A 24,782-nucleotide genomic window follows, 5' to 3' on the forward strand; every position below is an offset into this window, starting at 1 on the left:
CACCGCTCAACTACCTGTACGAAAGAGCAGGCCGCATGAACATACTCTTCCGAGGCGGACGCGTGTTCACCGCGAAGGGCGACTTCGCCGAATCCATCCTGGTGCGCGACGGAGTGATCGCCGCCGTCGGCGCCGAGCGGGAGCTGTCCGCCCGGGCGCCCGGGCACGAGACCGTGGACCTGGACGGCGGCCTGCTGACGCCCGGCTTCACCGACGCGCACATGCACCCGGTCCAGGCGGGCCTGGAGCGGGCCCGATGCGACCTCTCGGAACGGTACGGGCTGGACGAGTATCTTGACGCCGTCCGCGCCTACGCGGACGCGCACCCGGACAGGGCCTGGATCGACGGCGGCGGCTGGGACATGTCCGCCTTCCCCGGCGGGCTGCCCAGGCGCGAGCAGCTCGACTTCCTGGACCGGCCCGCCTACCTGATCCAGCGCGACCACCACGCCGCCTGGGTCAACGGCCGCGCGCTGGAACGGGCCGGGATCGGGAAGGACACGCCCGACCCCGCCGACGGCCGGATCGAGCGCGACCCGGACGGCACCCCCACGGGCGTGCTGCACGAGGGCGCGATGGACCTCGTCGGCCTGCTCACCCCGCGCCCCACCGCGGCGGACCTGGACGCCGCCCTGATGGACGCCCAGGCGCACCTGTTCACGCTGGGCATCACGGGCTGGCAGGACGCGATCGTGGGCTCGTACGCCGGCTCGGACGACCAGTTGCCCGCCTACCTGTCCGCGGCCCGCTCAGGGCGGCTCAGGGCGCGCGTGGTGGGCGCGCTGTGGTGGGACCGCACCCGCGGCCTGGACCAGATCGACGACCTGCTCTCACGACGGGCGTCGGCCGAGGGGCTGGACCGGTTCGCCGCCACCTCGATCAAGATCATGCAGGACGGCATCACGGAGAACTTCACCGCCGCCACGCTGGAGCCCTACTGCCGGTGCGGCGGCACGGGCCTGTCGTACGTGGATCCGGCCAAGCTCAGGGAGTACGTCGCCGAGCTCGACCGGCTCGGCTTCCAGGTGCACGTCCACGCGATCGGCGAGCGCGCGGTGCGCGAGGCACTCGACGGCTTCGCCGGCACCGACCCGGCCAACCGGCACCACATCGCGCACCTGCAGATCATCGAGCCGTCGGACGTGCCGCGCTTCGCCGAGCTGGGCGTGACGGCCAACCTGCAGCCGCTGTGGGCCACCCACCATCTGCAGATGGACGAGCTGACGCTGCCGTTCCTCGGCGAGCCGCGCTCGTCCTGGCAGTATCCGTTCGCGGACCTGCTCCGCCACGGCACCCGGTTCTGCGCCGGCAGCGACTGGCCGGTGTCGAACGCCGACCCGCTGCAGGGCATGCACGTGGCCGTCAACCGCACAGAACCGGGCGGGTCCGTGCACGCCGGCTACCCGACGGCGCAGACGCCGTTCCTGCCCGAGCAGCGCATCGACCTGGCCACCGCGATGACCGCGTACACGGCGGGCTCGGCGTGGATCAACCGCTCCCCCGCCGGGACGATCGAGCCGGGGCGCCCCGCCGACCTCGTGGTGCTCGACCGCGACCCGTTCGCCCTGCCGGCCGAGGACATCTGGACCACCCGGGTCCGCATGACGTTCGTCGACGGCGAAGCGGTGTACGAGAAGGCCTGAACGCGCCGAAGGGCCCCGGCGCGACGCCGGGGCCCTTCGGGTGGTCTGGCCCTACCAGGGGGACTTGTTGTTGCGCAGCCGCTCCAGGGCTTCCTGGAGGATGGCCTTGCCGTCCTTGTCGCTCCTGCGCTCCTTCACGTAGGCGAGGTGCGTCTTGTAGGGCTCGTTCTTCGGGGGGGCAGGCGGCGCATTCTCATCCTGACCGGCCGGGAGGCCACAACGCGGGCAGTCCCACAGCTCGGGGATCGCTGCGTCGCTGGCGAAGCTGGGGCGCGTTTCGTGCATGTTGGCGCACCAGAACGAGACCCGCACTCTCGGAGCCGCTTCGCCGCGCTCGGCCTCCCCCATAGGACCGGCACCGACTCGGCTGCCACGGATCGCGTTGCCACTACCCACGGATGAACTCCTCGCTCGATCGCCCCGTGAGCCACGGGGGGAGAATCACTGTCACGCGTTCTGTCTGGCCTCAGGGCTTGACGAGCAGGCCCAGAGCGATGATGCAGACGAACCAGACCACTCCCGTGATGACGGTGAGCCGGTCGAGGTTACGCTCCACCACCGAGGAACCGCCGAAGTTCGACGAGAAACCGCCGCCGAACATGTCAGACAGGCCGCCACCCTTGCCCTTGTGGAGCAGGACGAGCAAGATCATCAGCAGGCTCGTCAGGATGAGGGCGATGGAGATTCCGAGTTCCACGGTATGCCTAGTCCTTCAATGGTTTGGTACGCGTGACGATTCAGACTTGCCTCTAGAGGGTACGACCTCATGTCAAGTCGCACCCACCGAACGGCTCAGTTAGCCTGCCATATCCGAGAATCGGCAGATCTTCACGAACTCCCCGGCGTCGATGCTGGCTCCACCCACGAGCGCACCGTCGACATCCGGCTGAGCCATGATCCCCGCGATGTTCGCCGACTTGACCGAGCCTCCGTAAAGGATACGGACCGCCGAGGCCACTTCGGGGTCGTACAGCTCCGCGAGTCGCTGCCGCAGTGCGCCGCAGACCTCCTGGGCGTCGTCGGGAGTGGCCACCTCGCCGGTGCCGATCGCCCACACCGGCTCGTAGGCCACCACGATCGACTTCGCCTGCTCGGCGGGGACCTTGCGCAGCGCCCCGTCGAGCTGGCCGAGAGAGTGGGCGATGTGACCGCCCGCCTGGCGCACCTCCAGCCCTTCGCCCACGCACAGGATCGGCGTCAGCGAGTGGCGGAGCGCGGCCAGCACCTTGGCGTTGACGAGGTCGTCGTCCTCGCGGTGGTACTGCCTGCGCTCCGAGTGACCGACGGTCACGAACGTGCAGCCCAGCTTGGCGAGCATGACGCCGGAGATCTCGCCGGTGTAGGCGCCGGCGTCGTGCGGCGACAGGTCCTGCGCGCCGTAGACGATGCGCAGCTTGTCGCCGTCGACGAGCGTCTGCACGCTGCGCAGGTCGGTGAACGGCGGCAGGACCGCCACCTCGGCGCGGTCGAAGTCCTTGTCGTTGAGCGCGAAGGCCATCTTCTGGACCAGCGCGATCGCCTCAAGGTGGTTGAGGTTCATCTTCCAGTTGCCGGCGATGAGGGGCTTTCTCACGCTCAGTCCTCCAAAGCGGCGAGTCCGGGGAGGGTCTTGCCCTCAAGGTATTCCAAGCTGGCCCCGCCACCGGTGGAGATGTGCGAGAAGCCGTCTTCAGGCAGGCCGAGCCTGCGCACCGCGGCCGCCGAGTCGCCGCCGCCCACCACGGTGAAGGCGTCGGACGAGATCAGCGCCTCGGCCACCGCGCGGGTGCCGCCGGCGAACGCGTCGAACTCGAACACGCCCATCGGGCCGTTCCAGAACACGGTCCTGGCGTCCGCCAGCTTGCCGGCGAACAGCTCCCGCGTACGGGGCCCGATGTCGAGCCCCTGCCGGTCGGCGGGGATCGCGTCGGCGGGCACCACGTCGAAGGCGGCGTCGGCGGCGAAGTGGGTGGCGGCCAGCACGTCGACCGGCAGCACCAGGTCGACGCCGCGCTCGGCCGCCTCGGTCAGGAAGCCGCGGACCTGGTCGAGCTGGTCCTCCTGGAGCAGCGACCCGCCGACCTCGTGGCCCTGGGCCTTGAGGAAGGTGTAGGCCATGCCGCCACCGATCAGGAGCCGGTCGACGCGGGTGAGCAGGTTGGCGATGACGCCGAGCTTGTCGCTCACCTTGGCGCCGCCGAGCACGACCACGTAGGGCCGCTCGGTGTCCTCGGTCAGCTTCCGCAGCACGTCGACCTCGGCCGCGATCAGCCCGCCCGCCGCGTGCGGCAGCAGCGCCGGCACGTCGTAGACGCTGGCGTGCTTGCGGTGCACGGCGCCGAACCCGTCGCCCACGTAGAGCTCGGCCAGCGCGGCCAGCCGCTCGGCGAAGGCGCGGCGCTCGGCGTCGTCCTTGGCCGTCTCGCCGGGCTCGAAGCGGAGGTTCTCCAGCAGGGCCACCTGGCCCTCCTGGAGGCCCTCCACGGTGGCCCTGGCGCCGTCGCCCGCCACGTCGGAGGCGAAGGCGACGTCCTGGCCGAGCAGCTCGCCCAGCCGCCGGGCCACCGGCCGCAGCGAGAACTCCGGCTTGACCTGCCCCTTGGGCCTGCCCAGGTGGGCGCAGACGATGACCTTCGCTCCGTTGCCCGCGAGGGCCCGGACGGTGGGCAGCGACGCGCGGATGCGACCGTCGTCGGTGATCGTCTCACCGTCGAGCGGCACGTTGAGGTCCGCGCGCACGAGCACGCGCCGGCCCTTCACGTCGAGATCGTCGAGATTGCGCAACTGGCTCCCTTTCCTCGCTCGCCCGTCGTCCTACAGGTCCGCGCCCACCAGCTCGATGAGGTCGACCAGGCGGTTGGAGTAGCCCCACTCGTTGTCGTACCAGCCGACGACCTTGACCTGGTTGCCGATGACCTTGGTGAGGCCGGCGTCGAAGATGCAGGAGGCCGGGTCGGTGACGATGTCGGCGGAGACGATCGGGTCCTCGGTGTAGGTGAGGATGCCCTTGAGCGGGCCGTCGGCGGCGGCCTTGACCGCGGCGTTGACCTCCTCGACCGTGACGTCACGGCTGACGTCGATGGTCAGGTCGGTGGCCGAGCCGGTGGGGATCGGCACGCGCATGGCGAAGCCGTCGAGCTTGCCCTTGAGCTCCGGCAGCACGAGGCCGATGGCCTTGGCGGCGCCGGTGGAGGTGGGCACCACGTTGAGCGCGGCGGCGCGGGCGCGGCGCAGGTCCTTGTGCGGGCCGTCCTGGAGGTTCTGGTCCTGCGTGTAGGCGTGGATGGTGGTCATCAGGCCCTTCTCGATGGTGAAGGCGTCGTGCAGGACCTTCGCCATCGGGGCCAGGCAGTTGGTGGTGCAGGAGGCGTTGGAGATGACGGTGTGCTGGGCCGGGTCGTAGGCGGTGTGGTTGACGCCCATGACGACCGTCACGTCTTCGTTCTTGGCCGGCGCGGAGATGATGACCTTCTTGGCGCCGTTGTCGGCGTGGACCCTGGCCTTGGTCGCGTCGGTGAACAGGCCGGTCGACTCGACGACCACGTCCACCCCGAGGTCGCCCCAGGGCAGCTTGGCCGGGTCGCGCTCCTCGAAGACCTTCATGGCCTTGCCGTCGACGGTGATCTCGTCGCTGGAAGCCTTCACCTCGTACGGGAGGCGGCCCAGGATGCTGTCGTACTTCAGCAGGTGGGCCAGCGTCGCGTTGTCGGTGAGGTCGTTGACAGCGACGATCTCGATGTCCTTGCCACTGGCGGCCACCGCGCGCCAGAAGTTGCGACCGATGCGGCCGAAGCCGTTGACGCCTACGCGGATGCTCACGGAACCGATCTCCTCGTACGTGATGGCGGGCTGATACCTCAACTCCAGAAACCCTATCGGACCTAAATTGGTTTAGACCACGCGGTCCCGCCTCGCCGTGAATGGCGGTTCGTTACGCGCGCTTTGTGCACTTCGAGTAAAGTGCCCGACTCATCGGAGTAAACTCGGGCATTCTCTGGGGGCTGAGATGTCAAGACAACGATCCGGCCTGCTTTCAGGCCTGGTCATCGGCTTGATCACGATGCTGATCTGCACTGCCGGATTCGGGACCGCCGTCATCTTCATGGACCGGCTGCCCTCGTCGCTGCGCGCCTTCGGGGACGGGATCCCGGTCCTCGCCGCGCTCGCGTTCGTCGTGGGCGTACTCGTCGGCTGGGCCATCCGCCTCGTCCGCCCCCGCAGCGTCCTGCTGTCCTTCTTCGCGGCCCTGTACGCGGCCGCGGCCGTGCCCGGGGGCCTGATCGTCATGGGCGCGTACGTGTTCTCGACCGTCGGCGCGCAGCGCTTCGGCGCGGACACCGCGGCCGCGCCGCTGACCCTTCAGGGCTTCCTCGACGCCCTCCCGGGCGCCGCCCGGCAGTTCTGGAACTCGCTCGACCCCTCGTGGCCGCTGCCGGCCATCATGGCGGCCGCCGCCCTGCCCGCGTTCGTCCTCGTACTCTCCCGAGCCCTGCGCCTGCGCCGTACGGGCAGGCACGCCGCGGCCGAGAAGCCGCAGCGGGACCCGGAGGAGACGGCGGAGAAGGAGCCGGAGCCCGAGTATCGGGCCCCGTTCGAGCCGCTCCAGCCGCCCAAGGCGGACCCGACCGCGACCGGCAGCTTCTTCCTCCCGCCGGACCGCGGCCAGGCCTGAGCGCCGCTCAGGACGTCAGCATGTCGACCGTGAGGTTGGCCTCGGTGCTGGGGATGCCGAGGTCGGCCGCGCGCTTGTCGGCCATGGCCAGCAGCCGGCGGATCCGCCCGGCGATCGCGTCCTTGGTCAGCGGCGGGTCGGCGAGCTGGCCCAGCTCCTCCAGGGACGCCTGCTTGTGCTCCACCCGCAGCCGGCCCGCGACCACCAGGTGCACCGGCGCCTCGTCGCCGAGGATCTCCAGCGCCCGCTGCACCCGCGCGCCCGCCGCCACCGCCGCCCTGGCGGAGCGGCGCAGGTTGGCGTCGTCGAAGTTGGCCAGCCGGTTGGCGGTCGCCCTGACCTCGCGGCGCATCCGCCGGTCCTCCCACATCAGGACGCTGTCGTGGGCGCCCAGCCTGGTCAGCAGGGCGCTGATGGCGTCGCCGTCGCGCACCACGACCCGGTCGACGCCGCGCACCTCGCGTGCCTTGGCGTGGATCTTCAGCCGCCTGGCCGAGCCCACCAGCGCCAGCGCGGCCTCCGGACCCGGGCACGTCACTTCGAGCGACATCGAACGCCCCGGCTCGGTGAGCGACCCGTGGGCGAGGAACGCGCCGCGCCAGGCCGCCTCCGCGTCGCACGAGGCGCCCGCCACCACCTGCCGCGGCAGGCCCCGCACCGGCCGCCCGTGGTTGTCGATCAGTCCCGTCTGCCGGGCCAGCGCCTCACCGTCGCGGTAGACGCGCACGACGTAGCGAGACCCCTTGCGCAGCCCTGCGGGAGCCAGCACCAGCACCTCGGCCTTGTGGCCGAACACCTCCCCGATGTCCTTGATCAGCCGCCGCGCGGTGGCGTTGGTGTCGAGCTCCGCCTCGATCACGATGCGCCCTCCCACGAGGTGCAGGCCGCTGGCGAACCGCAGCAGCGTCGACACCTCCGCCTTCCGGCAGCAGGGCTTGAGCACAGACAGTCGGCTCAGCTCGTCCTTCACCACACCCGTCATCGCCATGAGCGTTAGTCCTCCCCCAAACAGACCGGCTCACAGCATCCTCTCGCACCTTCGCGCCACGCCGACCAGGATCAACGCTTCTGGAGGAAAATCTCGTCCAGGACGGAGGCAAGACGTCGTGGGTCGTGCCGGGGGGAGCCGTCGCGGGCCGCCACGTCGGCCGTCACCAGCCTGGCGCCGAACGCCGCCGCCGACTTCTCCAGCGCGGGCAGGTCGTCGACCACGCCGACGTCGGCGAGCACCACGTCGAGCGAGAGACCGGGCGCGTGCTGCCTGAGCACCTCCAGGTGCTGCTGCGGCGAGAGGTCGTCGGTCTCGCCCGGCTGCGGCGCCAGATTGAGCGTGACCAGCCGCTTGGCGCCGGTGTCGTGCAGCGCCCTGGCCAGCTCGGGCACCTTCAGGTGCGGCAGCACGCTGGTGAACCACGAGCCCGGCCCGAACACCACCCAGTCGGCCTCCAGCACCGCCTCGACGGCCTCCGGCCGCGCGGGCGGGTCTTCGGGCACGAGCGAGATCGCCTGCACCCGGCCCGGGGTCAGCGCGCACGCCACCTGGCCGCGCACGGTCGAGATCACGCCGTCGAGCTCGACCTCGGCCACGATGTCGAGAGGCACCGAGGCCATCGGCAGCACCCTGCCGTGCGCGCCGAGCAGCCGGCCCACCCATTCGAGGCCCGCCACGGGGTCGCCGAGCAGCTCCCACAGGGCCACGATGAGCAGGTTGCCGACGGCGTGCCCGTGCAGCTCGCCCTCGCTGCGGAAGCGGTGCTGCACCACCTCGCTCCAGGTGCTGCCCCACTCGTCGTCGCCGCACAGCGCGGCCAGCGCCATGCGCAGGTCACCCGGCGGGAGCACGCCCAGCTCGCGCCTGAGCCGGCCGCTGGAGCCGCCGTCGTCGGCGACGGTGACCACCGCCGTCAGCGCGTCGGTCACCACCCTCAGCGCGGACAACGACGCGTACAGTCCGTGGCCGCCCCCGAGGGCGACCACGCGGGGCCCTCCGGACGGCGGCTGCGACCCCGCCCAGAACGGTGGTTCGCTTAACCCGCGCCCGCTGCCACCGGTCACTCCCGCCCCACATCCCGGTGGCTCACCTGGACCTCCATGCCGCGGTCACGCAGGCGCGCGGCGAGCTGCTCGGCCATGGCGACGCTGCGGTGCTTGCCGCCCGTGCAGCCGACGGCGAGCGTGGCGTAGCTCTTGCCCTCCCGGCCGTAGCCGGTCGCGACCACCCGCAGGACCTCCTCGTACGAGTCGAGGAACTCCTTGGCGCCGGGCTGGCCGAGGACGTAGTCGCGCACGGCCGGGTCGGTGCCGTTCATCGGGCGCAGGTCGGGCACCCAGTGCGGGTTGGGCAGGAAGCGGCAGTCGACGACCAGGTCGGCGTCGACCGGCAGGCCGTACTTGAAGCCGAACGAGACCACGTTGAGCCGCAGGCCGGGACGGTCGTCGCCGCCGAAGTAGGCGACGATCCTGTTGCGCAGCTCGTGGACGTTGTGGGCGGTGGTGTCGATCACCAGGTCGGCGTTGGCCCGCACCTCGCGCAGGATGCCGCGCTCGCGGGTGATGCCGTCGACGAGCCGGCCGTCGCCCTGGAGCGGGTGGGGGCGGCGGACGTTCTCGAAGCGGCGCACCAGCTCCTCGTCGCTGGCCTCAAGGAACACCACGCGCACCCGCACGGCGCGCGTCTCCAGCTCCTCGATGGCGGCGTTGAGGTCGGTGGTGAACGCCAGGCTGCGCACGTCGACGACGGCCGCCACCTTGTCGGCCGCGAGCTTGACCTTGCCGGCCTCCTCCGCCATGGCGAACAGGAGCCCGGGCGGCAGGTTGTCGATCACGAACCAGCCGAGGTCCTCCAGGGCCTTGGCCGCGGTGCTCCGCCCGGCCCCCGACATGCCGGTGACGATGACGAACGCCGGCTCGGTGGTCTTCACTGCCTCTCCCCCTTCAGGGTCGACACGATCACCTCGGCCGTGGCGGGGCCGATGCCCGGGACCTCGCGGATCTGTTCCGCGGTGGCCTCGCGCAGCTTCTTGACGGAACCGAAGTGCTTGAGCAGCGCCTGGCGGCGCGCCGGTCCGAGGCCGGGCACGCTGTCGAGCGCGCTCTCCTTGACGGACTTGGACCTCTTGGCCCGATGGTAGGTGATGGCGAACCGGTGTGCCTCATCACGCACGCGTTGCAGCAGGTAGAGGCCCTCGCTGGAGCGCGGCATGATCACCGGCTGGTCGTCGCCCGGCAGCCACACCTCCTCCAGCCGCTTGGCCAGGCCTGCCACGGCGACGTCGTCGACGCCCAGCTCGTCGAGCGCCCGCTGCGCGGCGGCGGCCTGCGGGCCCGCGCCGTCGACCACCACCAGGTTGGGCGGGTAGGCGAACTTGCGCGGCCGGCCCGTCTCGGGGTCGATGGGGCCGTGGCCGTCGTCGTCCTCGGGGGTCAGCTCGCCGGTGGCGGAGCGCTCCTCCAGGTAACGGCGGAAGCGGCGCAGGATGACCTCGTGGATGGCGGCGACGTCGCCCTCCTTGGTCTTGACCGCGAAGCGGCGGTATTCGCTCTTGCGGACCAGGCCGTCCTCGAACACCACCATGGAGGCGACGACGTTCTCGCCCTGCAGGTGGGAGACGTCGTAGCACTCGATGCGCAGCGGCGCCTGGTCGAGGTCGAGCGCGTCGGCGATCTCCTGCAGGGCCTTGCTGCGCGTGGTCAGGTCGCTCGCGCGGCGGATCTTGTGCTGGGCGAGCGACTCCTTGGCGTTGCGCTCGACGGTCTCCATGAGCGCCTTCTTGTCGCCGCGCTGCGGCACCCGCACCTCGACGCGGGCCCGGCGCTGCTCGGTCAGCAGGTCGGCGACGGCGCCGGCGTCGGGCGGCAGCGCGGGCACGAGCACCTCGCGGGGCATCGACTCGGCGGCGGCGTCGCCGTACATCTGCAGCAGGAACTGCTCGACCAGCTCGCCGGGGCCGGCCTCCTCGACCTTGTCGACCACCCAGCCGCGCTGGCCGCGGATGCGCCCGCCGCGCACGTAGAAGACCTGGACGGCGGCCTCCAGCGGGTCCTCGGCGAGCGCGACGACGTCGGCGTCGGTGCCCTCGCCGAGCACGACCGCCTGCTTCTCCAGCGCCCGCTGCAGCGCCTGGATGTCGTCGCGGAGCCGGGCGGCGCGTTCGTACTCCTGCTCGGAGGCGGCCTCGCGCATCTCGCGCTCCAGCCGCTTGATGAAGCGGCTGGTGTTGCCCGCCATGAAGTCGCAGAAGTCCTCGGCGAGCGCGCGGTGCTCCTCGGGGGTGACGCGGCCGACGCACGGCGCCGAGCACTTGTCGATGTAGCCCAGCAGGCACGGCCGGCCGATCTGGCCGGCGCGCTTGAACACGCCCGCGCTGCACGTGCGGACCGGGAAGACGCGCAGCAGCAGGTCGACGGTCTCGCGGATGGCCCAGGCGTGCGAGTAGGGGCCGAAGTAGCGGGTGCCCTTGCGCCTGGCGCCGCGCATGACCTGCACGCGCGGGAAATCCTCGCCCATGGTCACGGCGAGGTACGGATAGGACTTGTCGTCGCGGTACTTGACGTTGAAGCGCGGGTCGAACTCCTTGATCCAGGAGTATTCGAGCTGCAGCGCCTCCACTTCGGTGGCGACCACGGTCCAGTCGACGTCGGCCGCGGTGGTCAGCATGGTCTGGGTGCGCGGGTGCAGGGCGGAGAAGTCGGCGAAGTAGGAGTTGAGCCGCTGGCGCAGGCTCTTGGCCTTGCCGACGTAGATCACGCGTCCGTGAGCGTCCCTGAACCGGTAGACCCCGGGGGAATCGGGGATGGAGCCGGGCCGGGGACGGAAACTCAACGGACTGCCACCTGATCGCGCCACGATTCCAGCCTAGTGGCCGTCACCGACAGGCTCGCCCGCCGCGAAGGCGGGCGAGCGCCGGGACGTCACGCCAGCGAGATCTGGTCACCCTCCACGGTGAGCTGGTGCTCCGGCAGCGGCTTGGTGGCCGGGCCGTCGCTCACCGAGCCGTCCTCGATCTTGAACTTGCTGCCGTGGCACGGGCAGACGATGGCGCCGTTCTCGACCTTGTCCACCGGGCAGCCCTGGTGGGTGCACGAGATGCCGTACGCCTTGAACTGCCCCTGCGCCGGCTGCACGACGACGACCTTCTGGTCCGCGAAGATCTTGCCCCCGCCGACCGGGATCTCGGAGGTCGTGGTCAGCCCCCCGCCCTGCGCGGGCGCGGCCTGCGAGGGGGCGCTGGACGAGGCCGGAGCGGCCGGTTCCTGCGTCGCGGCCGTGGTGTCGCTGCCGCCGCAGGCGGCCAGTGCCAGCGTCAGCCCACCCGCGCCGACACCCGCGATCACCGCTCTACGGCTCTTGAGGTCTTCTCCCATGCGCCACAGCCAACCGCAGCCAGGTGAGAAAACCATGAAAGGCGCCTTAGGCGAGCCTGATCTTGCCTCCTGACACACTGATCTTTTTCTCTGCCAGCGGCTCGCCGGCCGGACCTTGGACCACGGATCCGTCCTCGATGCTGAACTGGCTGCCGTGGCACGGGCAGTTGATCACGCCGTTGGACACGCTGGCGACCGCGCAGCCCTGATGGGTGCAGGTGGCGCTGAACGCCCGGAACTCGCCCTCCGACGGCTGGGTGATGACCACGTCCTGGTTCTTGAATATCTTTCCCTCACCGCTGGGGATGTCGCTGGTGTCGGCGAGTGCCTTCGGCTTCTTCTTCTTGGGCGCGGCGGCCGACTCCTCGCCGTCGGGCTCTTCCGCCAGGTCCGCCGTGTCCGGGGCCGGCTCCGCCGCCGGTGAGCCGTAGCTGGCGCAAGCGGTGAGCACCGCGGCGAGGCCGGCCCCGCCCGCTCCGAACATCACCGCCCGGCGCGTCGTTTCGGTCATGGTGCGTCCTCCCAGGTTCGGGTTTCACTTCAGGTACGTCCGGCGACCTGACTGCGGTTCAGCGTGCCGCGCACCAACCCGGGAGAACCACGCACAATTACCGGTTCACACGACCACGATGCCGTCGCCCTCGACCTTGACCTGGTACGAGACCAGGCTTCCGGTGGCCGGGCCCTTCGTGGCCTGCCCGGTGCCGGCGTCGAACTCGCTGCCGTGACAGGGGCAGGTCATCACGTTGTCCCGCGGGGTGCTGACGGCGCAGCCGCGGTGCGGGCAGGACGCCCCGTACGCCTTGTAGACGCCTTCCGACGGCTGCGTCACCACGATCTTGTACTTCTTCACCACCGTGCCTCCGCCGACCGGGACGTCGGCGGTCTTGGCGATGACCTTGCCCTTGATGCCCGGCACCTGCCGGTCCTCCGCTTCGCCGCCGCACGCCGCCAGCGACACGCCGCACGCGGCCACCCCCGCGGCGCCCAGCGCCTGCCGCCGCCCGATCACGGAGCCCCCGTCCACCGTCATGCCCTCCCCTGACCTTCATGGCCTGCGCATTACCGGCTTTTCACGATAGGGCCACCCCCCGTCGCCCTCTCTTCCGCCCCGCCCCGAACGACCCGCGACCTCAGCGGGCGCCGGGACGCTGACCGACCCTGCACGTGATCTTCGGGCCGGTCGCGGTGCTCTCACTCGGGGGCCGACAGGCACGGGGCAGCGCCGCAGACGTCCGTCACCACCCCCGTCTTGAGGAAGACGGCCTTCTGGAGCTGGGCCGCCGGGGTGCGGCGGGGGTCCTCGTGCGGGTCGGTGCCGTGCGGGCCCTCCATCGGCGGCGTGTTGGTGAGCGGCGGCGACGGGGTGCCGCTGTCCCACACCACCAGCGCCGACCCCGCGTGCGCGGTGCGGAAGCCGCGGATGCCCCAGTACGGTTCGGCGTCGGGTGAGCGGCCGGGCGCGAGGGCCGGGAGCCGGACCCGGGCGCCGACGGTGCGCGCCTCGGCCTCGGCCGTCACCGTGGCCACCTGGTGGTCGCCGTACGCCACCTGCATGAGCACCCGGTGCCGGGGCGTGCCCGGGTACGGGTCGTCGGTCATGTGGGCGGCGTACCCACTGGCCTCGCCGCGGTCCCACAGCATCTGCATGAGCGCCAGGATGATCTGCTGCTCCAGCCGGTCGGGATAGCTCTGGTCGAACACCGCCTGGAAGGGCGCCGCGTCCGAGCTGCGGTTGAACAGGGTGCTGTAGTTCATGCCGGTCACGCCGAGCACGCCGCGCCGGATGTCCGTGGAGAGCGCGACGAGCGCGCCGCCGAAGATGCCGCCCTGGCTGTTGCCGTCGTAGACGAGCTCGGCGCGGGTGTCGATGAGCGGCCGCCCGCGCTCGTTCTTGAAGGCGGCGTGGGCGGTGAAGCCGTCGCGGGCCGTCATCGCGCGTCCCAGGAACATGAAGTTCAGGAAGCCCTGCTGGGTACGGTCAGGCACGGTGTGGAAGCGTGACATGTCGCCGAAAGTGGCGATGACGTTGGGGATGTCCTCGTCCGCCATGCCGATCCACTTGGTGGCGCAGAACACGAACCCGTGCCGCTGCGCCATCGTCCTGACATTGGACGCGCCCACCTCGGTGTGCCTGCCGAGCAGCCCGTGCCCGTACAGGGAGGGCCTGGCCGGGCGGGTGAAGGCGACGCGGGGGATCTCGCAGCGGAAGGTGGCGACCTGCTCGTTCCCCGGCAGCCTGGCCGGCCGCCCGTCCGGGCCGTAGTTCAGCCCGGAGCCGGGCGGCCCGCCGGGCCTGTCGAGGTAGCTCGGCACCCGGAAGGTGCCCTCGACCCGGCGCGCGATCCTGTCGTCCTGCTCGGGGGTGAGGTCGGTGACGGCGGTGACCTCGTACGGGGGCGCGTTCCCGCGCAGCCCGCGCAGGGCGTCGTCGCGCATGGCGAGGGCCCGGCCGGCCAGGTTCCGCTCGCTGGCCACGGTGAAGTCCCAGGCGAGGTGGAGGCCGCCGGCGCGGACGCCGTGGCGGCGCAGCGCGTGCAGCACCGGCTGGAGCTCCCGCTGCCGGTCCCGCAACTCGTGCCCGTGCGGCAGCGGCGCGCCGGCGATGGCGGCGAACGCGGCCCCGGGCGGGATCGGGTCGCCGCCGGCGTCGCGCAGGTGGCGCAGCGCGACCGCGTACCGGTGTCCCTCGCGCAGGTTGCGGGCGGGGCGGACGATGAGCGCCCGGCGGCCTTCCGGCGCGTTCGCGTCCAGTTCGGCCCAGTACGGCCAGCGCTCACCGGTGTCCAGGTCGAGCAGGACGATGGGCGCGTCCCTGCCGAGCGAGGCGCCGATGTCGGTGATCGGGGCCGCGCCGGTCCTGGCCAGGTCGAGGCCGGGGACGAGGGTGAGGATCATCGAGCCGGGCGAGAAGCCGTCGTTGCCGTTCCACGCGGTGGGGTCGACGGGGACTCCGGCCACCGAGCGGGGCATCGCCTCGACGGGGAACGCGACGCGGCGGCCGGTGGCGGTGCCCCGGTCCGCCACGGTGTAGTGGTCGCTGGGGAACGGCAGCAGGCAGACGGCCGGGTCGATCGGATCACATCCGGGCGCGGCCGGGCCGGTGGTGACAGCCGGGCGCGCGGCGGCGGGCGGGGCCGGAAGCGCCGTGACGAGCGCCGTGACCAGGGCCGTGGCGAGCGTGAGGGCGCGGGCAACGGCTCGCATGGGCGGCACCTTCTGAAGAGCGGTCGGGCGTACCGATGATCAGCCTCCCGCCCGGTCCCGTCAATCCCCTTCACAGGCCCCGCACCGGTTTTGTGACGGGTCACAGCAACCGGCCGCCGACTTTACGTTCCCGTCCAATTCACAGGATCCCGTCCACGGCTCATCGTGTGTGGACGCCGTCGCGTACCCCCTCGGGAGCCGCCATGCATCGCCGGACGTTCCTCCGTACGGTCTCCGCGGGTCTGGGCGCTGTCGCCCTGCCCGGCTCGCTGTGGCAGGAGGCGGCCGTGGCCGGGGTGGTGCGGGGCGCGAGCCCGTACGGGCCGCTGGGCCCTCCCGACGGCAACGGCGTCGCGCTGCCCGCGGGGTTCACCAGCCGGGTGGTCGCCCGGTCGAGCAGGCCGGTCGGCGGCATCCTCTGGCATCCGGCGCCCGACGGCGGCGCCTGCTTCGCCGACGGCGGCGGCTGGATCTACGTGTCCAACTCGGAGGTGCCGCTGGTCGGCGGCGCGTCGGCGATCAGGTTCCGGGCTGACGGCTCGATCGAGCGCGCGTACCGCATCCTGGACGGCACGAACCTCAACTGCGCGGGCGGCAGGACGCCGTGGGACACCTGGCTGTCCTGTGAAGAGATCTTCCGGGGCCGCGTCTACGAGACCGACCCGTACGGCGTGCGGATCGCGCAGCCGCGGCCGGCGATGGGCCGGTTCAAGCACGAGGCGGCCGCGTGCGACCCCGACCGGCGGGTCGTCTACCTCACCGAGGACGAGGACGACGGCTGCTTATACCGGTTCGTCCCGTCCACGTGGGGCGACCTGTCGAGCGGCCGGCTGGAGGTGCTGTGCGGCGGCGACCCGGTGGTGTGGCGCCAGGTCCCCGACCCCACGCCCGCCGTGCTGCAGCGGCAGACGCGGCACCAGGTGAGCGAGGCCAGGCATTTCGACGGCGGCGAGGGCTGCCACTACGCCAACGGCGTCTGCTACTTCACGGCCAAGGGCGACCGCAAGGTGTGGGCGTACGACGCGGTCCGCGAGCGGCTCGGCTCGGTCTACGACGGCGGCGGCACGCTCGACGGGGTCGACAACATCACCGGCGCGCCCACGGGTGACCTGTACGTGGCCGAGGACGGCGGCAACATGGAGATCAACATCATCACGCCGGACGGGGTGGTGGCGCCCGTCCTGCGCGTCGACGGCCACGACCGGTCCGAGATCACCGGGCCCGCGTTCTCCCCCGACGGCACCCGCCTGTACTTCTCCTCCCAGCGAGGCTCCAGCGGCGGCAGCGCGGGCCTGGACGGCGTCACGTACGAGGTGACCGGCCCCTTCCGCCACTGAGTCCGCCCCCAGCACCGCTCCACCCCCCACTCCCCCGAGAGGTGCCCCGCATGATCCGACGACTGACCGCTGCCCTGGCCGCGCCCCTGCTGGTCCTCCTGCTGTCCCCGCCCGCCCAGGCGCGGGCCGCCGAGTCGTACGTCGCGCTCGGCGACTCGGCCGCGGCCGGCCCGCTCATCCCCAACCAGGTGCTGCCCGACCTGGGCTGCCTGCGCTCCGACCGCAACTACCCCCGCCTGACCGCGCAGGCGATCGGCGCCGCGTCGTTCCGCGACGTCACCTGCTCGGGCGCGAAGACCCGCGACATGTACGAGCGCCAGAACACCGAACTCGGCTCGGTGGCTCCGCAGCTCGACGCCCTGCGCCCGGACACCACGCTGGTCACGGTGCACATCGGCGCCAACGACGTCGGCCTGACCGGCTTCATCGAGGACTGCCTCAACCTGCTGCCTCCCCCGGTCGGCGACGCCTGCAACGACGACTACCGCACCCCGGACGGCCAGGACAGCTGGCGGGTCAAGACCGACGCCCTGCGGCCCACGCTGGTCAGGCTGGCCGGCGACATCCGGGCCCGGTCGCCGCAGGCCAGGATCTTCATGGTCGGGTACGCCACGTACGCGCGGCCCGACGGCTGCTATCCCCGCGTCCCGATCATCAGGCAGGACGCGAACTACATCCGAGCGACGCTGCAGTACTTCAACCAGATGCTGGCCGAGCAGGCGGCCGCCGCCGGGATCGGCTTCATCGACCTGCAGACCCCCAGCGTGGGCCACGACCCGTGCGCCTCCTCGGGCACCCGCTGGATCGAGCCGTACGTCCCGGCCTCGCCCGCGGCCCCGTTCCACCCGAACGCCCTGGGCATGCGTAACTTCGCCACCATCGTGACCTCGGCCGTGAACGCCGCGCGCTGACGCTCACCCGCCGTTCAGCGTGCGTCGGGCCGCCAGGGCCGCGCCGATGCGCTGGAGCTGGGCCGGGTCCATCGGGTCCAGCCCGGTCAGGGTGACGGCCCTGCGCAGCCGGTAGTCCACGGTGTTCGGGTGGACGTGCAGGCGCTCGGCCGTGCGCCGCCGGTCCAGGCCCGCGTCCAGGTACGCCTTGAGCGTGCGCAGCAGATCGGGGTTGCCGAGCAGCGGATCCAGCAGCCCGGCGAGGCTCGCCAGCGCCTCGCTGGGCCTGCTCAGCTGATACTCCAGCAGCACGTCGGCGAGCCGGTACGCGCCGGGCGGCCGGCCCAGGGACCGCACCACCTCCAGCACCTCCTCGGCCAGCTTGGCGGCGGCGGGCACGCGGGCCGGCTCGGCGGGCTCGGCCGCGGCCCACACCGGGACGCCCGCGGCGCGGCCCGCCGCCGTCACCAGCTCGCCGGCCCGGCACCACCCGGGCTCGCCGGCGCCCAGCGGCACCAGCACCAGCCCGCCGGTGCTGTCGAGCGCCGACAGCACCTGCCCGGCGGCGTGCCGCTGCCAGGCGGCCCGGAACCGGTGCAGCTTGCGCAGGCCGGCGATCGGCCCGCCCTGGTCGTCTGCCGTCTCGTCCGGGTGCGTGCCGAGCGCGGTGGCGACGACCAGGTAGCGGGGCGCGAGCCGGACCCCGGCCAGCGCCTCCCGGTCACCGGCGAGCAGCGCGGCGACGGTCGCGTGCATGGTGTGCTGCTCCTGGCTGAGCATCGCCTCGCGTTCCTCCAGGTACGCGGCGCACACCGCGGACGTCACGGCGCCGGTGTAGCAGAGGATGAGCCGGTTGGCCTCCAGCACGTCGTCGAGGTCGCCGGGCCCGGCGTGCGCGAACAGGCTCTCCCACACCTTCGTCACCCCGAGCTGGTAGGCGGCGAGCAGCGCGTCGAGCGGCACCCCCTCCTGGGCGCGGCGCGCGGCCGAGGCGCGCAGCGGCGCCAGCTCGGCCCGCGTCGGCGGGCGCCGCTCCCGGAACATCCCGCTGATCAGTCGCAGGTTGTGCTCGGTGATGCGGGTGATGTCGCCGTCGAGCTCCTCCCGGGGCAGCCGCCGGTACAGCGGGATCTCCTCGGCGAACTCGCCGACCAGCCGCCGCGCGAGGCGTACGAGCGGCCGCTCCAGCAGCTCGTGCACGCACACACCGCCCAGCATGAGGGGCCGCGGCGCATCTTCCGACACGGTCAGACCCTGTCAAACCACCCGTCGGAAGACAAGGGCCCACCCGCACCCCGGTCGTGGGCCCGGCCGGGCGGGGGCCCGCCCCCGGGGCAAACGGGCCGGGGGGTACCCAGGGCGCGCCCCGGGGGGGGGTGCGGCACCCGGGCCACCTCCTCGGGGGTGCCCGCCGTCACCAGGGTGCCGCCGCGCGAGCCGCCTTCGGGACCCATGTCGATGATCCAGTCGGCCGTCTTGATGACGTCGAGGTTGTGCTCGATGACGATGACGGTGTTGCCGCCGTCGACCAGCCGCCCGAGGACGCCGAGCAGCCGCCGGATGTCCTCGAAGTGCAGGCCGGTGGTGGGCTCGTCGAGGACGTAGACGGTCCGCCCGGTCTGCCGCCGCTGCAGCTCGGAGGCGAGCTTGACGCGCTGCGCCTCGCCGCCGGAGAGCGTGGTGGCGGGCTGCCCGAGCCGGACGTAGCCGAGACCGACGTCGTGGAGCGTCTGCAGGTGGCGCTTGATGGCCGGGATGGCGTCGAAGAAGCCGAGCGCCTCCTCGATCGGCATGTCGAGCACCTCGGCGATCGTCTTGCCCTTGTAGTGGACCTCCAGCGTCTCGCGGTTGTAGCGGGCGCCGTGGCACACCTCGCAGGGGACGTAGACGTCGGGCAGGAAGTTCATCTCGATCTTGATGGTGCCGTCGCCGGAGCACGCCTCGCAGCGCCCGCCCTTGACGTTGAAGCTGAACCTGCCCGGCTGGTAGCCGCGCACCTTGGCCTCGGTGGTGGCCGCGAACAGCTTGCGCACGTGGTCGAACACGCCGGTGTAGGTGGCCGGGTTGGACCGGGGCGTGCGGCCGATCGGCGACTGGTCGACGTGGACGACCTTGTCCGCCTGGTCGATGCCGTTGATCCTGGAGTGGCGTCCGGGGACGGTGCGGGCGCCGTTGAGCTCCTTGGCCAGCGAGTTGTAGAGGATGTCGTTGACCAGCGTGGACTTGCCGGACCCCGACACGCCGGTGACGGCGGTGAACACGCCGAGGGGGAAGTCGATGTCGACGCCCTTGAGGTTGTGTTCGCGCGCGCCCTTGACGGTGATCTGCCGCTTCTTGTCGCGCTTGCGCCGGGTGGCCGGCACCGGGATGCTCCTGCGCCCCGACAGGTACTGGCCGGTGATCGACTCCTCGCTGGTCAGCAGATCCTGGACGGTGCCGGAGACGACGACCTGGCCGCCGTGCTCGCCCGCGCCGGGGCCGATGTCGACCACCCAGTCGGCGGCGGCGATGGTGTCTTCGTCGTGCTCGACCACGATCAGCGTGTTGCCCATGTCGCGCAGCCTGATCAACGTGTCGAGCAGGCGCATGTTGTCGCGCTGGTGGAGGCCGATGGACGGCTCGTCGAGCACGTACAGGACACCGACGAGGCCGGAGCCGATCTGCGTGGCGAGCCGGATGCGCTGCGCCTCGCCGCCCGCGAGGGTGGCGGCGGCGCGGTCCATCGAGAGGTAGTCGAGACCGACGTCGAGCAGGAAGCCCATGCGGGCGTTGATCTCCTTGACCACCCGCTCGGCGATGTGCATGTCACGGTCGGACAGCTTGAGCCCGGCCAGGAACTTGGCGCACTCGCCGATCGACATCGAGGACACCTCGGCGATCGACTTGTCGGCGACGGTCACGGCCAGCGTGACCGGCTTGAGCCTGGCGCCCTTGCAGGCGGGGCAGGGCACCTCGCGCATGTAGCCCTCGAACCGCTCCCGGGTCGAGTCGCTCTCCGCCTCCGCGTGACGGCGCTGCACCCATGGGATGACGCCCTCGTAGGTGGTGTAGTAGGCGCGCTGGCGGCCGTAACGGTTGCTGTAGCGGACGTGGACCTGCTCGCCGTGGCCGAACAGCAGCGACTTCTGCGCCTTCTTGGAGAGCTTCTCCCACGGGGTGTCGGGGGTGAAGCCCATCGCGTTGCCGAGCGCCTCGATCAGGCGGCCGAAGTATTCGCTGGCGTGGCCGCCGGTCCACGGGTGGATCGCGCCCTCGCGGAGCGTGCGCTCCGGGTCGGGCACGACCAGGTCGGGGTCGACCTCCATCTTGGTGCCGAGACCCGTGCACTCCGGGCAGGCGCCGAACGGCGAGTTGAACGAGAACGAGCGCGGCTCCAGCTCCTCGAACGACAGGTCGTCGTAGGGGCAGTAGAGGTGCTCGGAGTAGAACCGCTCACGGCCGGGGTCGCCTTCGGGCAGGTCGACGAACTCGAGCGTGATCGTGCCCCCGGACAGCTGCAACGCGGTCTCGACCGAGTCGGTGAGCCGCCGCCTGGCCGACTCCTTGACCGACAGGCGGTCGACGATGACCTCGATGTCGTGCTTCTCGTACTTCTTGAGCGTCGGCGGCTCCTCCAGCCGCACGACCGTGCCGTCGACGCGGGCGCGGGCGAAGCCCTTGGTCTGCAGCTCGCGGAACAGCTCGGCGTACTCGCCCTTGCGGCCGCGGACGACCGGGGCCAGCACCTGGAACCGGGTGCCCTCGTCGAGGTCCATCACCCGGTCGACGATCTGCTGGGGCGTCTGGCGGGCGATCGGGCGGGCGCAGACCGGGCAGTGTGGCTTGCCGACGCGCGCCCACAGCAGCCGCAGGTAGTCGTAGACCTCGGTGATCGTGCCGACCGTGGACCGAGGGTTCTTGCTGGTCGACTTCTGGTCGATGGAGACCGCGGGAGACAGGCCCTCGATGAAGTCGACGTCGGGCTTGTCCATCTGGCCGAGGAACTGGCGGGCGTAGGCCGACAGCGACTCGACGTAACGCCGCTGCCCCTCGGCGAAGATCGTGTCGAAGGCCAGGCTGGACTTGCCGGAGCCGGAGAGGCCGGTGAAAACGATCAGAGAGTCTCGCGGCAGGTCAAGCGAGACGTCCTTGAGATTGTGCTCTCGTGCACCACGCACGATCAGGCGGTCTGCCACGGCGATCCCGGAAGTCGAAAGGCGGATAGGTCCACGGGGGATGGTAGACGGGGGCCCCGACAATTTCGCTGAGCCGATCCCGGCCGGCCGGTGCCGCTCGCCGGAACTCCGTCCCTCTCAGATTACGGCCTCCAGGGCACAGCGCAGGAGGTCTTCCGTTGTCAACCGCATGACCTGTGCTTTTATGCCCGTGCCCCGCTGCGCCGGAGCGCGTGATGAAATATCGGTTCATGACTGTGCTTGCCGCGGTGCGGGAGGAACTGGCCGAGGAGACCGCCCGGTTGCTGGCCACCGCCGCCACCCTCACCGACCCAGAAGTCCGCGCCCCGTCCAGGCTGCCCGGCTGGACCCGCGGCCACGTGCTCACCCATCTGGCCAGGAACGCCGACAGCCACGTCAACCTGCTCACCTGGGCCAGGACGGGCGTCGAGACCCCGCAGTACCCGAGCCCTGAGGCCCGCGAGGCCGGGATCGAGGCCGGCGCCGCCCGCCCGGCGGCCGAGCAGGTGGCGGACCTGCGCGACAGCGCCGCGCGCCTGGACCGCGCCGTCCGCGAGCTGCCCCCGGACGCCTGGCGGGCGCCGGTCGGCGGCCTGCGCCCACCCCGTCACCCCGCCTGGTACTGCCTGGTCAGGCGGCTGCGCGAGGTGGGGATGCACCATGTGGACCTGGACGCGGGATACGGCCCCGCCGACTGGACGGACGCGTTCGTGGCCAGGGAACTGCGCGACTGCCTGCGTACGTGGCCGCGCGACCGGAGCACGATCGGCGCGGCCCGGTTCGTCGGCCCGGGCGGCGAGACGCTGGAGGAGTGGCCCGGCCTCGGCGACGGCCCGGCGGTGATGGGCACGCCGGCCGACATGCTGGCCTGGCTGACCGGGAGGTCGGAGGGAGATCGGGTTAGGGTGGTGACAGAGGGACGGCCGGTCCCGCCGCCACCGCCGTGGCTGACCGGCGTCGCCCCCGCTGACCTGCCCGCGACGCCTCCGAAGGACTACTGATGACCTACACCGGCGACGTCCAGGTCGGCGGCCCCGCCGACGTGCGGGAGCTGACCGATCTGAGCATCTCCAAGCTCGCCGTCGGCCCCTACGACAACAACGCCTACCTGCTGCGCTGCCGGGCGACGGGCGACGGCCTGCTCATCGACGCGGCCGCGGAGCCCGACCGGCTGCTCGCCCTGATCGCCGACCAGCCGGTCAGCACGATCGTCACCACCCACCAGCACGGCGACCACTGGCAGGCTCTCGACCAGGTGAGCAAGATGACCGGCGCCCAGGTCGTGGCACACCCGCTCGACGCGCCCGCCCTGCCCGTGCCGGTCGGCCGCACGGTCGAGCACGGCGACCGGATCAACGTGGGCGACGTCACGCTCGAGGTCATCCACCTGCGCGGCCACACCCCCGGCTCGATCGCCCTGCTGTACGAGGGCGACGACGACCACAAGCACCTGTTCACCGGCGACTCGCTGTTCCCCGGCGGCGTGGGCAACACCTGGAAGGACCCGGAGCGGTTCGAGCAGCTCTACACCGACGTGGTGGAGCGGATCTTCGACCGGCTCCCCGACCAGACGTGGGTCTACCCGGGTCACGGCAAGGACACCACGCTGGGCGCCGAGCGCCCGTCGCTGCCGGAGTGGAAAGCACGCGGCTGGTAGGAGCGCGGCCGGTCCGCGGGTCAGCCTCGCGACAGGACGCGCACGATCCGCTCGGCCGCCCGGGCGGGCTCGTCCACCAGGCCCACGAGCTCGCCCCACGACCAGCGGTAGAACCAGCCGTCGGCCAGCGGCACGCAGTCGACGGTCTCGGCGAGCATCACCGTGTCGGGATCGCTGACGCGCAGCACGGGCGGATCGGCCCGGAGGGTGGCGGTCAGCCCGTGACGCTCCAGCTCCCCCGCCAGCTTGGCGAGGAAGTACGTGCGCGTGTGCTCGCGCGGGTTGGCCGGCATGCTTCCATGAAAGCCGATGACACCGGGAAAGTCCGCACTTTCCCGGCGCCGGAGGGTCACTGGCCGAGGCGGGCGGCCTCGCGCCGGAGCTCGCGCTTGTAGAACATCATCCGCAGCGGGATGGCGGCGACCAGGGCGATCTGCATGGTGGCGCCGATCTTGATCGGCATGTCGCCGCCCTCGGGCCAGGCGACCCAGAACGTCAGGAACGCCACGTTCACCATGATCCAGGCGAGCACGACGGCGGCGAGCTGGCCCTTGGGCTTGGGGTATTCGATGCGGCTGACCATCAGCCACGCGACGGCGAGCACCCCGAGCAGCGTCCACACGCTGGGCTCGAAGAGCAGCACGATCGAGATCACGGTCATCGCGCCCATCGGGATGGGCAGGCCCATGAAGTCGCCGCTCTTGGTCTTGACGCAGGCGAACCGCGCCAGCCGGACCACCCCGGCGACCAGCACCGCCGCGGCGGCCGTGACCACGGCGGCGAACGGCACGGCATCGGTGAAGCCGCCCCAGATCACCACCATGAACGCCGGCGCGAAGCCGAAGCTGATCACGTCGGCGAGGTTGTCGAGCTCGGCGCCCATCGCGGAAGCGCGGAAGCGCCGGGCCACCAGCCCGTCGAACAGGTCGCAGGTGGCGCCGATGAGCAGCAGCACCACCGCGGTGGCGAAGTAGCCGGGCGCGGGCGTGAAGTCGCCGCTGGTGCGCAGCGCGTCGAAGACGGACGCGGCCAGCACGCACACGGCGAGGAACCCGCACAGCGCGTTGCCCAGGGACAACGAGTCCGCGGCGGACAGACGGAACGCCTTGCCGACAGGGCCGCGAGGTTCTTCCTCTTCAGCCGCCTGCCAGCCACCGGCGTCAGCCGTGGTCAATTCTGGTCACCCCCGCAACCGTCTTCTCGCCCACGGACACCGCGGAGGAGATCCCTTCGGGAAGGTAGATGTCGACCCTGGAACCGAAGCGGATGAGCCCGATGCGCTCACCCTGCGCGACCTTCGCGCCGGCAGTCAGGTAGGGCACGATCCTGCGCGCCACCGCGCCCGCGATCTGCACCATCTCGACGTCGCCGAGCGCTGTCGCGAAATGCCACACCACGCGCTCGTTCTGGTCGCTGTCCTTGTTGAATGCCGGCAGGAACCCACCCGCCACATGCTGCACGGAGGTGACATTTCCCGCAAGAGGTGCACGATTGACGTGGACGTTCACCGGGCTCATGAAGATGGCCACCCGGGTGCGGCCGTCGGGCCACGGGTCGACGCTCTGGACGACGCCGTCGGCAGGTGACAGGATCCGCCCGTCCCCGACCGTGCGGTCGGGGTCGCGGAAGAACCAGAGCATCGCGCCGGTGAGAGCGCCCAGCGGCACGGCCGCGAACGCCCATCGGCGGTCCCGTCGCGTCAGCAGCGCGGTGGCGGCCGCCGCGGCCGTCGTGGGGAGGAGCCACGGGGAGACCCCGCGTGCGAGCCTGACCCGGCTCGACTTTGCAGAATCGACTGACACGTACAACCTTTGATGGTGACTGAACGGAGCGCTTTTGCCGTGATGGTACAGAACCC

Annotated in this window: 24 protein-coding genes; 6 read left to right on the plus strand and 18 right to left on the minus strand. The window is 71.6% G+C overall.

From position 1 onward, the window contains the following. The first annotated feature begins 35 nt into the window (after nucleotides 1–35). Complete coding sequence (locus tag ACZ6YG_RS41125) at nucleotides 36–1,643, plus strand: amidohydrolase (protein ID WP_466020934.1); 1,608 nt, start codon at nucleotides 36–38, stop codon at nucleotides 1,641–1,643. 51 nt (nucleotides 1,644–1,694) lie between these two features. On the opposite strand, the gene ACZ6YG_RS41130 is transcribed toward ACZ6YG_RS41125, so the two are convergent. The 5 genes from ACZ6YG_RS41130 to gap all read right to left on the minus strand — a co-directional run bounded on the left by ACZ6YG_RS41130 (nucleotide 1,695) and on the right by gap (nucleotide 5,441). Next, a complete protein-coding gene (locus ACZ6YG_RS41130; protein WP_148031269.1) occupies nucleotides 1,695–2,039 on the minus strand; it encodes an RNA polymerase-binding protein RbpA in 345 nt (114 codons plus the stop codon). Nucleotides 2,040–2,109: 70 nt separating this feature from the next. Continuing rightward, the gene (gene secG, locus ACZ6YG_RS41135; protein ID WP_148031268.1) at nucleotides 2,110–2,340 is read right to left on the minus strand and encodes a preprotein translocase subunit SecG; all 231 of its coding nucleotides are present in this window, start codon (nucleotides 2,338–2,340) and stop codon (nucleotides 2,110–2,112) included. A gap of 99 nt (nucleotides 2,341–2,439) precedes the next feature. Then, nucleotides 2,440–3,222 carry a triose-phosphate isomerase gene (gene tpiA / locus ACZ6YG_RS41140; protein ID WP_271275636.1) on the minus strand — a complete coding sequence of 261 codons (783 nt, stop codon included), beginning with the start codon at nucleotides 3,220–3,222 and terminating at the stop codon, nucleotides 2,440–2,442. Then, on the minus strand, nucleotides 3,219–4,406 hold the full coding sequence (locus tag ACZ6YG_RS41145) for a phosphoglycerate kinase (protein ID WP_466020935.1): 1,188 nt from the start codon (nucleotides 4,404–4,406) through the stop codon (nucleotides 3,219–3,221). The genes tpiA and ACZ6YG_RS41145 overlap by 4 nt, the downstream gene beginning before the upstream one ends. 30 nt (nucleotides 4,407–4,436) lie before the next feature. After that, nucleotides 4,437–5,441, minus strand: a complete 1,005-nt coding sequence (gene gap / locus ACZ6YG_RS41150; RefSeq protein WP_148031265.1) for a type I glyceraldehyde-3-phosphate dehydrogenase — start codon at nucleotides 5,439–5,441, stop codon at nucleotides 4,437–4,439. Between the two features lie 241 nt (nucleotides 5,442–5,682). Here gap and ACZ6YG_RS41155 point away from each other — a divergent pair, with 241 nt between their 5' ends. Further along, nucleotides 5,683–6,294: a hypothetical protein gene (locus ACZ6YG_RS41155; protein WP_466020936.1), complete on the plus strand. Its 612-nt coding sequence runs from the start codon at nucleotides 5,683–5,685 to the stop codon at nucleotides 6,292–6,294. A gap of 7 nt (nucleotides 6,295–6,301) precedes the next feature. On the opposite strand, the gene whiA is transcribed toward ACZ6YG_RS41155, so the two are convergent. The 8 genes from whiA to ACZ6YG_RS41195 all read right to left on the minus strand — a co-directional run bounded on the left by whiA (nucleotide 6,302) and on the right by ACZ6YG_RS41195 (nucleotide 14,865). After that, a complete protein-coding gene (whiA, locus tag ACZ6YG_RS41160; RefSeq protein ID WP_148031263.1) occupies nucleotides 6,302–7,282 on the minus strand; it encodes a DNA-binding protein WhiA in 981 nt (326 codons plus the stop codon). Nucleotides 7,283–7,353: 71 nt separating this feature from the next. Continuing rightward, complete coding sequence (locus ACZ6YG_RS41165) at nucleotides 7,354–8,271, minus strand: gluconeogenesis factor YvcK family protein (protein ID WP_148031262.1); 918 nt, start codon at nucleotides 8,269–8,271, stop codon at nucleotides 7,354–7,356. Between the two features lie 74 nt (nucleotides 8,272–8,345). Further along, a complete protein-coding gene (rapZ, locus tag ACZ6YG_RS41170; RefSeq protein WP_148031261.1) occupies nucleotides 8,346–9,215 on the minus strand; it encodes an RNase adapter RapZ in 870 nt (289 codons plus the stop codon). Continuing rightward, nucleotides 9,212–11,116, minus strand: a complete 1,905-nt coding sequence (gene uvrC / locus ACZ6YG_RS41175) for an excinuclease ABC subunit UvrC (protein WP_219550074.1) — start codon at nucleotides 11,114–11,116, stop codon at nucleotides 9,212–9,214. Before uvrC ends, rapZ begins: the two co-directional genes overlap by 4 nt. An 89-nt stretch (nucleotides 11,117–11,205) precedes the next feature. Next, a complete protein-coding gene (locus ACZ6YG_RS41180) occupies nucleotides 11,206–11,658 on the minus strand; it encodes a Rieske (2Fe-2S) protein (protein ID WP_219550072.1) in 453 nt (150 codons plus the stop codon). Between the two features lie 46 nt (nucleotides 11,659–11,704). Then, nucleotides 11,705–12,169, minus strand: coding sequence for a Rieske (2Fe-2S) protein (locus tag ACZ6YG_RS41185; RefSeq protein ID WP_148031258.1), 465 nt, complete (start codon nucleotides 12,167–12,169; stop codon nucleotides 11,705–11,707). A 105-nt stretch (nucleotides 12,170–12,274) separates the two neighbouring features. After that, nucleotides 12,275–12,691, minus strand: a complete 417-nt coding sequence (locus tag ACZ6YG_RS41190; RefSeq protein WP_148031257.1) for a Rieske (2Fe-2S) protein — start codon at nucleotides 12,689–12,691, stop codon at nucleotides 12,275–12,277. A 161-nt stretch (nucleotides 12,692–12,852) separates the two neighbouring features. Then, nucleotides 12,853–14,865, minus strand: coding sequence for a hypothetical protein (locus ACZ6YG_RS41195; protein WP_466020937.1), 2,013 nt, complete (start codon nucleotides 14,863–14,865; stop codon nucleotides 12,853–12,855). Between the two features lie 203 nt (nucleotides 14,866–15,068). Here ACZ6YG_RS41195 and ACZ6YG_RS41200 point away from each other — a divergent pair, with 203 nt between their 5' ends. Beyond that, complete coding sequence (locus tag ACZ6YG_RS41200; protein ID WP_466020938.1) at nucleotides 15,069–16,202, plus strand: alkaline phosphatase PhoX; 1,134 nt, start codon at nucleotides 15,069–15,071, stop codon at nucleotides 16,200–16,202. A gap of 50 nt (nucleotides 16,203–16,252) precedes the next feature. Beyond that, nucleotides 16,253–17,113 carry an SGNH/GDSL hydrolase family protein gene (locus ACZ6YG_RS41205; protein ID WP_219550064.1) on the plus strand — a complete coding sequence of 287 codons (861 nt, stop codon included), beginning with the start codon at nucleotides 16,253–16,255 and terminating at the stop codon, nucleotides 17,111–17,113. 3 nt (nucleotides 17,114–17,116) lie between these two features. Here the strand turns inward: ACZ6YG_RS41205 and ACZ6YG_RS41210 are convergent, their stop codons facing one another. Beyond that, nucleotides 17,117–18,337 (minus strand): PucR family transcriptional regulator, encoded by a 1,221-nt coding sequence (locus ACZ6YG_RS41210; RefSeq protein ID WP_219550062.1) that lies wholly within the window; start codon nucleotides 18,335–18,337, stop codon nucleotides 17,117–17,119. A gap of 2 nt (nucleotides 18,338–18,339) precedes the next feature. Then, nucleotides 18,340–21,267, minus strand: a complete 2,928-nt coding sequence (uvrA, locus tag ACZ6YG_RS41215; protein WP_466020939.1) for an excinuclease ABC subunit UvrA — start codon at nucleotides 21,265–21,267, stop codon at nucleotides 18,340–18,342. A 230-nt stretch (nucleotides 21,268–21,497) separates the two neighbouring features. Between uvrA and ACZ6YG_RS41220 the strand changes: the two genes are divergently transcribed. Continuing rightward, nucleotides 21,498–22,268: a maleylpyruvate isomerase family mycothiol-dependent enzyme gene (locus tag ACZ6YG_RS41220; RefSeq protein ID WP_466020940.1), complete on the plus strand. Its 771-nt coding sequence runs from the start codon at nucleotides 21,498–21,500 to the stop codon at nucleotides 22,266–22,268. Next, nucleotides 22,268–22,924: an MBL fold metallo-hydrolase gene (locus tag ACZ6YG_RS41225; RefSeq protein ID WP_219550056.1), complete on the plus strand. Its 657-nt coding sequence runs from the start codon at nucleotides 22,268–22,270 to the stop codon at nucleotides 22,922–22,924. The genes ACZ6YG_RS41220 and ACZ6YG_RS41225 overlap by 1 nt, the downstream gene beginning before the upstream one ends. Nucleotides 22,925–22,944: 20 nt before the next feature. Here ACZ6YG_RS41225 and ACZ6YG_RS41230 read toward each other — a convergent pair whose 3' ends face one another. From ACZ6YG_RS41230 to ACZ6YG_RS41240, 3 genes are read right to left on the minus strand one after another with little or no spacing between them, the layout of a single operon-like run. Then, a complete protein-coding gene (locus ACZ6YG_RS41230) occupies nucleotides 22,945–23,217 on the minus strand; it encodes a hypothetical protein (protein ID WP_219550054.1) in 273 nt (90 codons plus the stop codon). Nucleotides 23,218–23,273: 56 nt separating this feature from the next. Continuing rightward, a complete protein-coding gene (pssA, locus tag ACZ6YG_RS41235) occupies nucleotides 23,274–24,098 on the minus strand; it encodes a CDP-diacylglycerol--serine O-phosphatidyltransferase (RefSeq protein ID WP_148031248.1) in 825 nt (274 codons plus the stop codon). Beyond that, a complete protein-coding gene (locus ACZ6YG_RS41240; protein ID WP_187281417.1) occupies nucleotides 24,085–24,726 on the minus strand; it encodes a phosphatidylserine decarboxylase in 642 nt (213 codons plus the stop codon). Before ACZ6YG_RS41240 ends, pssA begins: the two co-directional genes overlap by 14 nt. Nucleotides 24,727–24,782: the final 56 nt, after the last annotated feature.

Source organism: Nonomuraea sp. NPDC054003 (assembly GCF_055585125.1).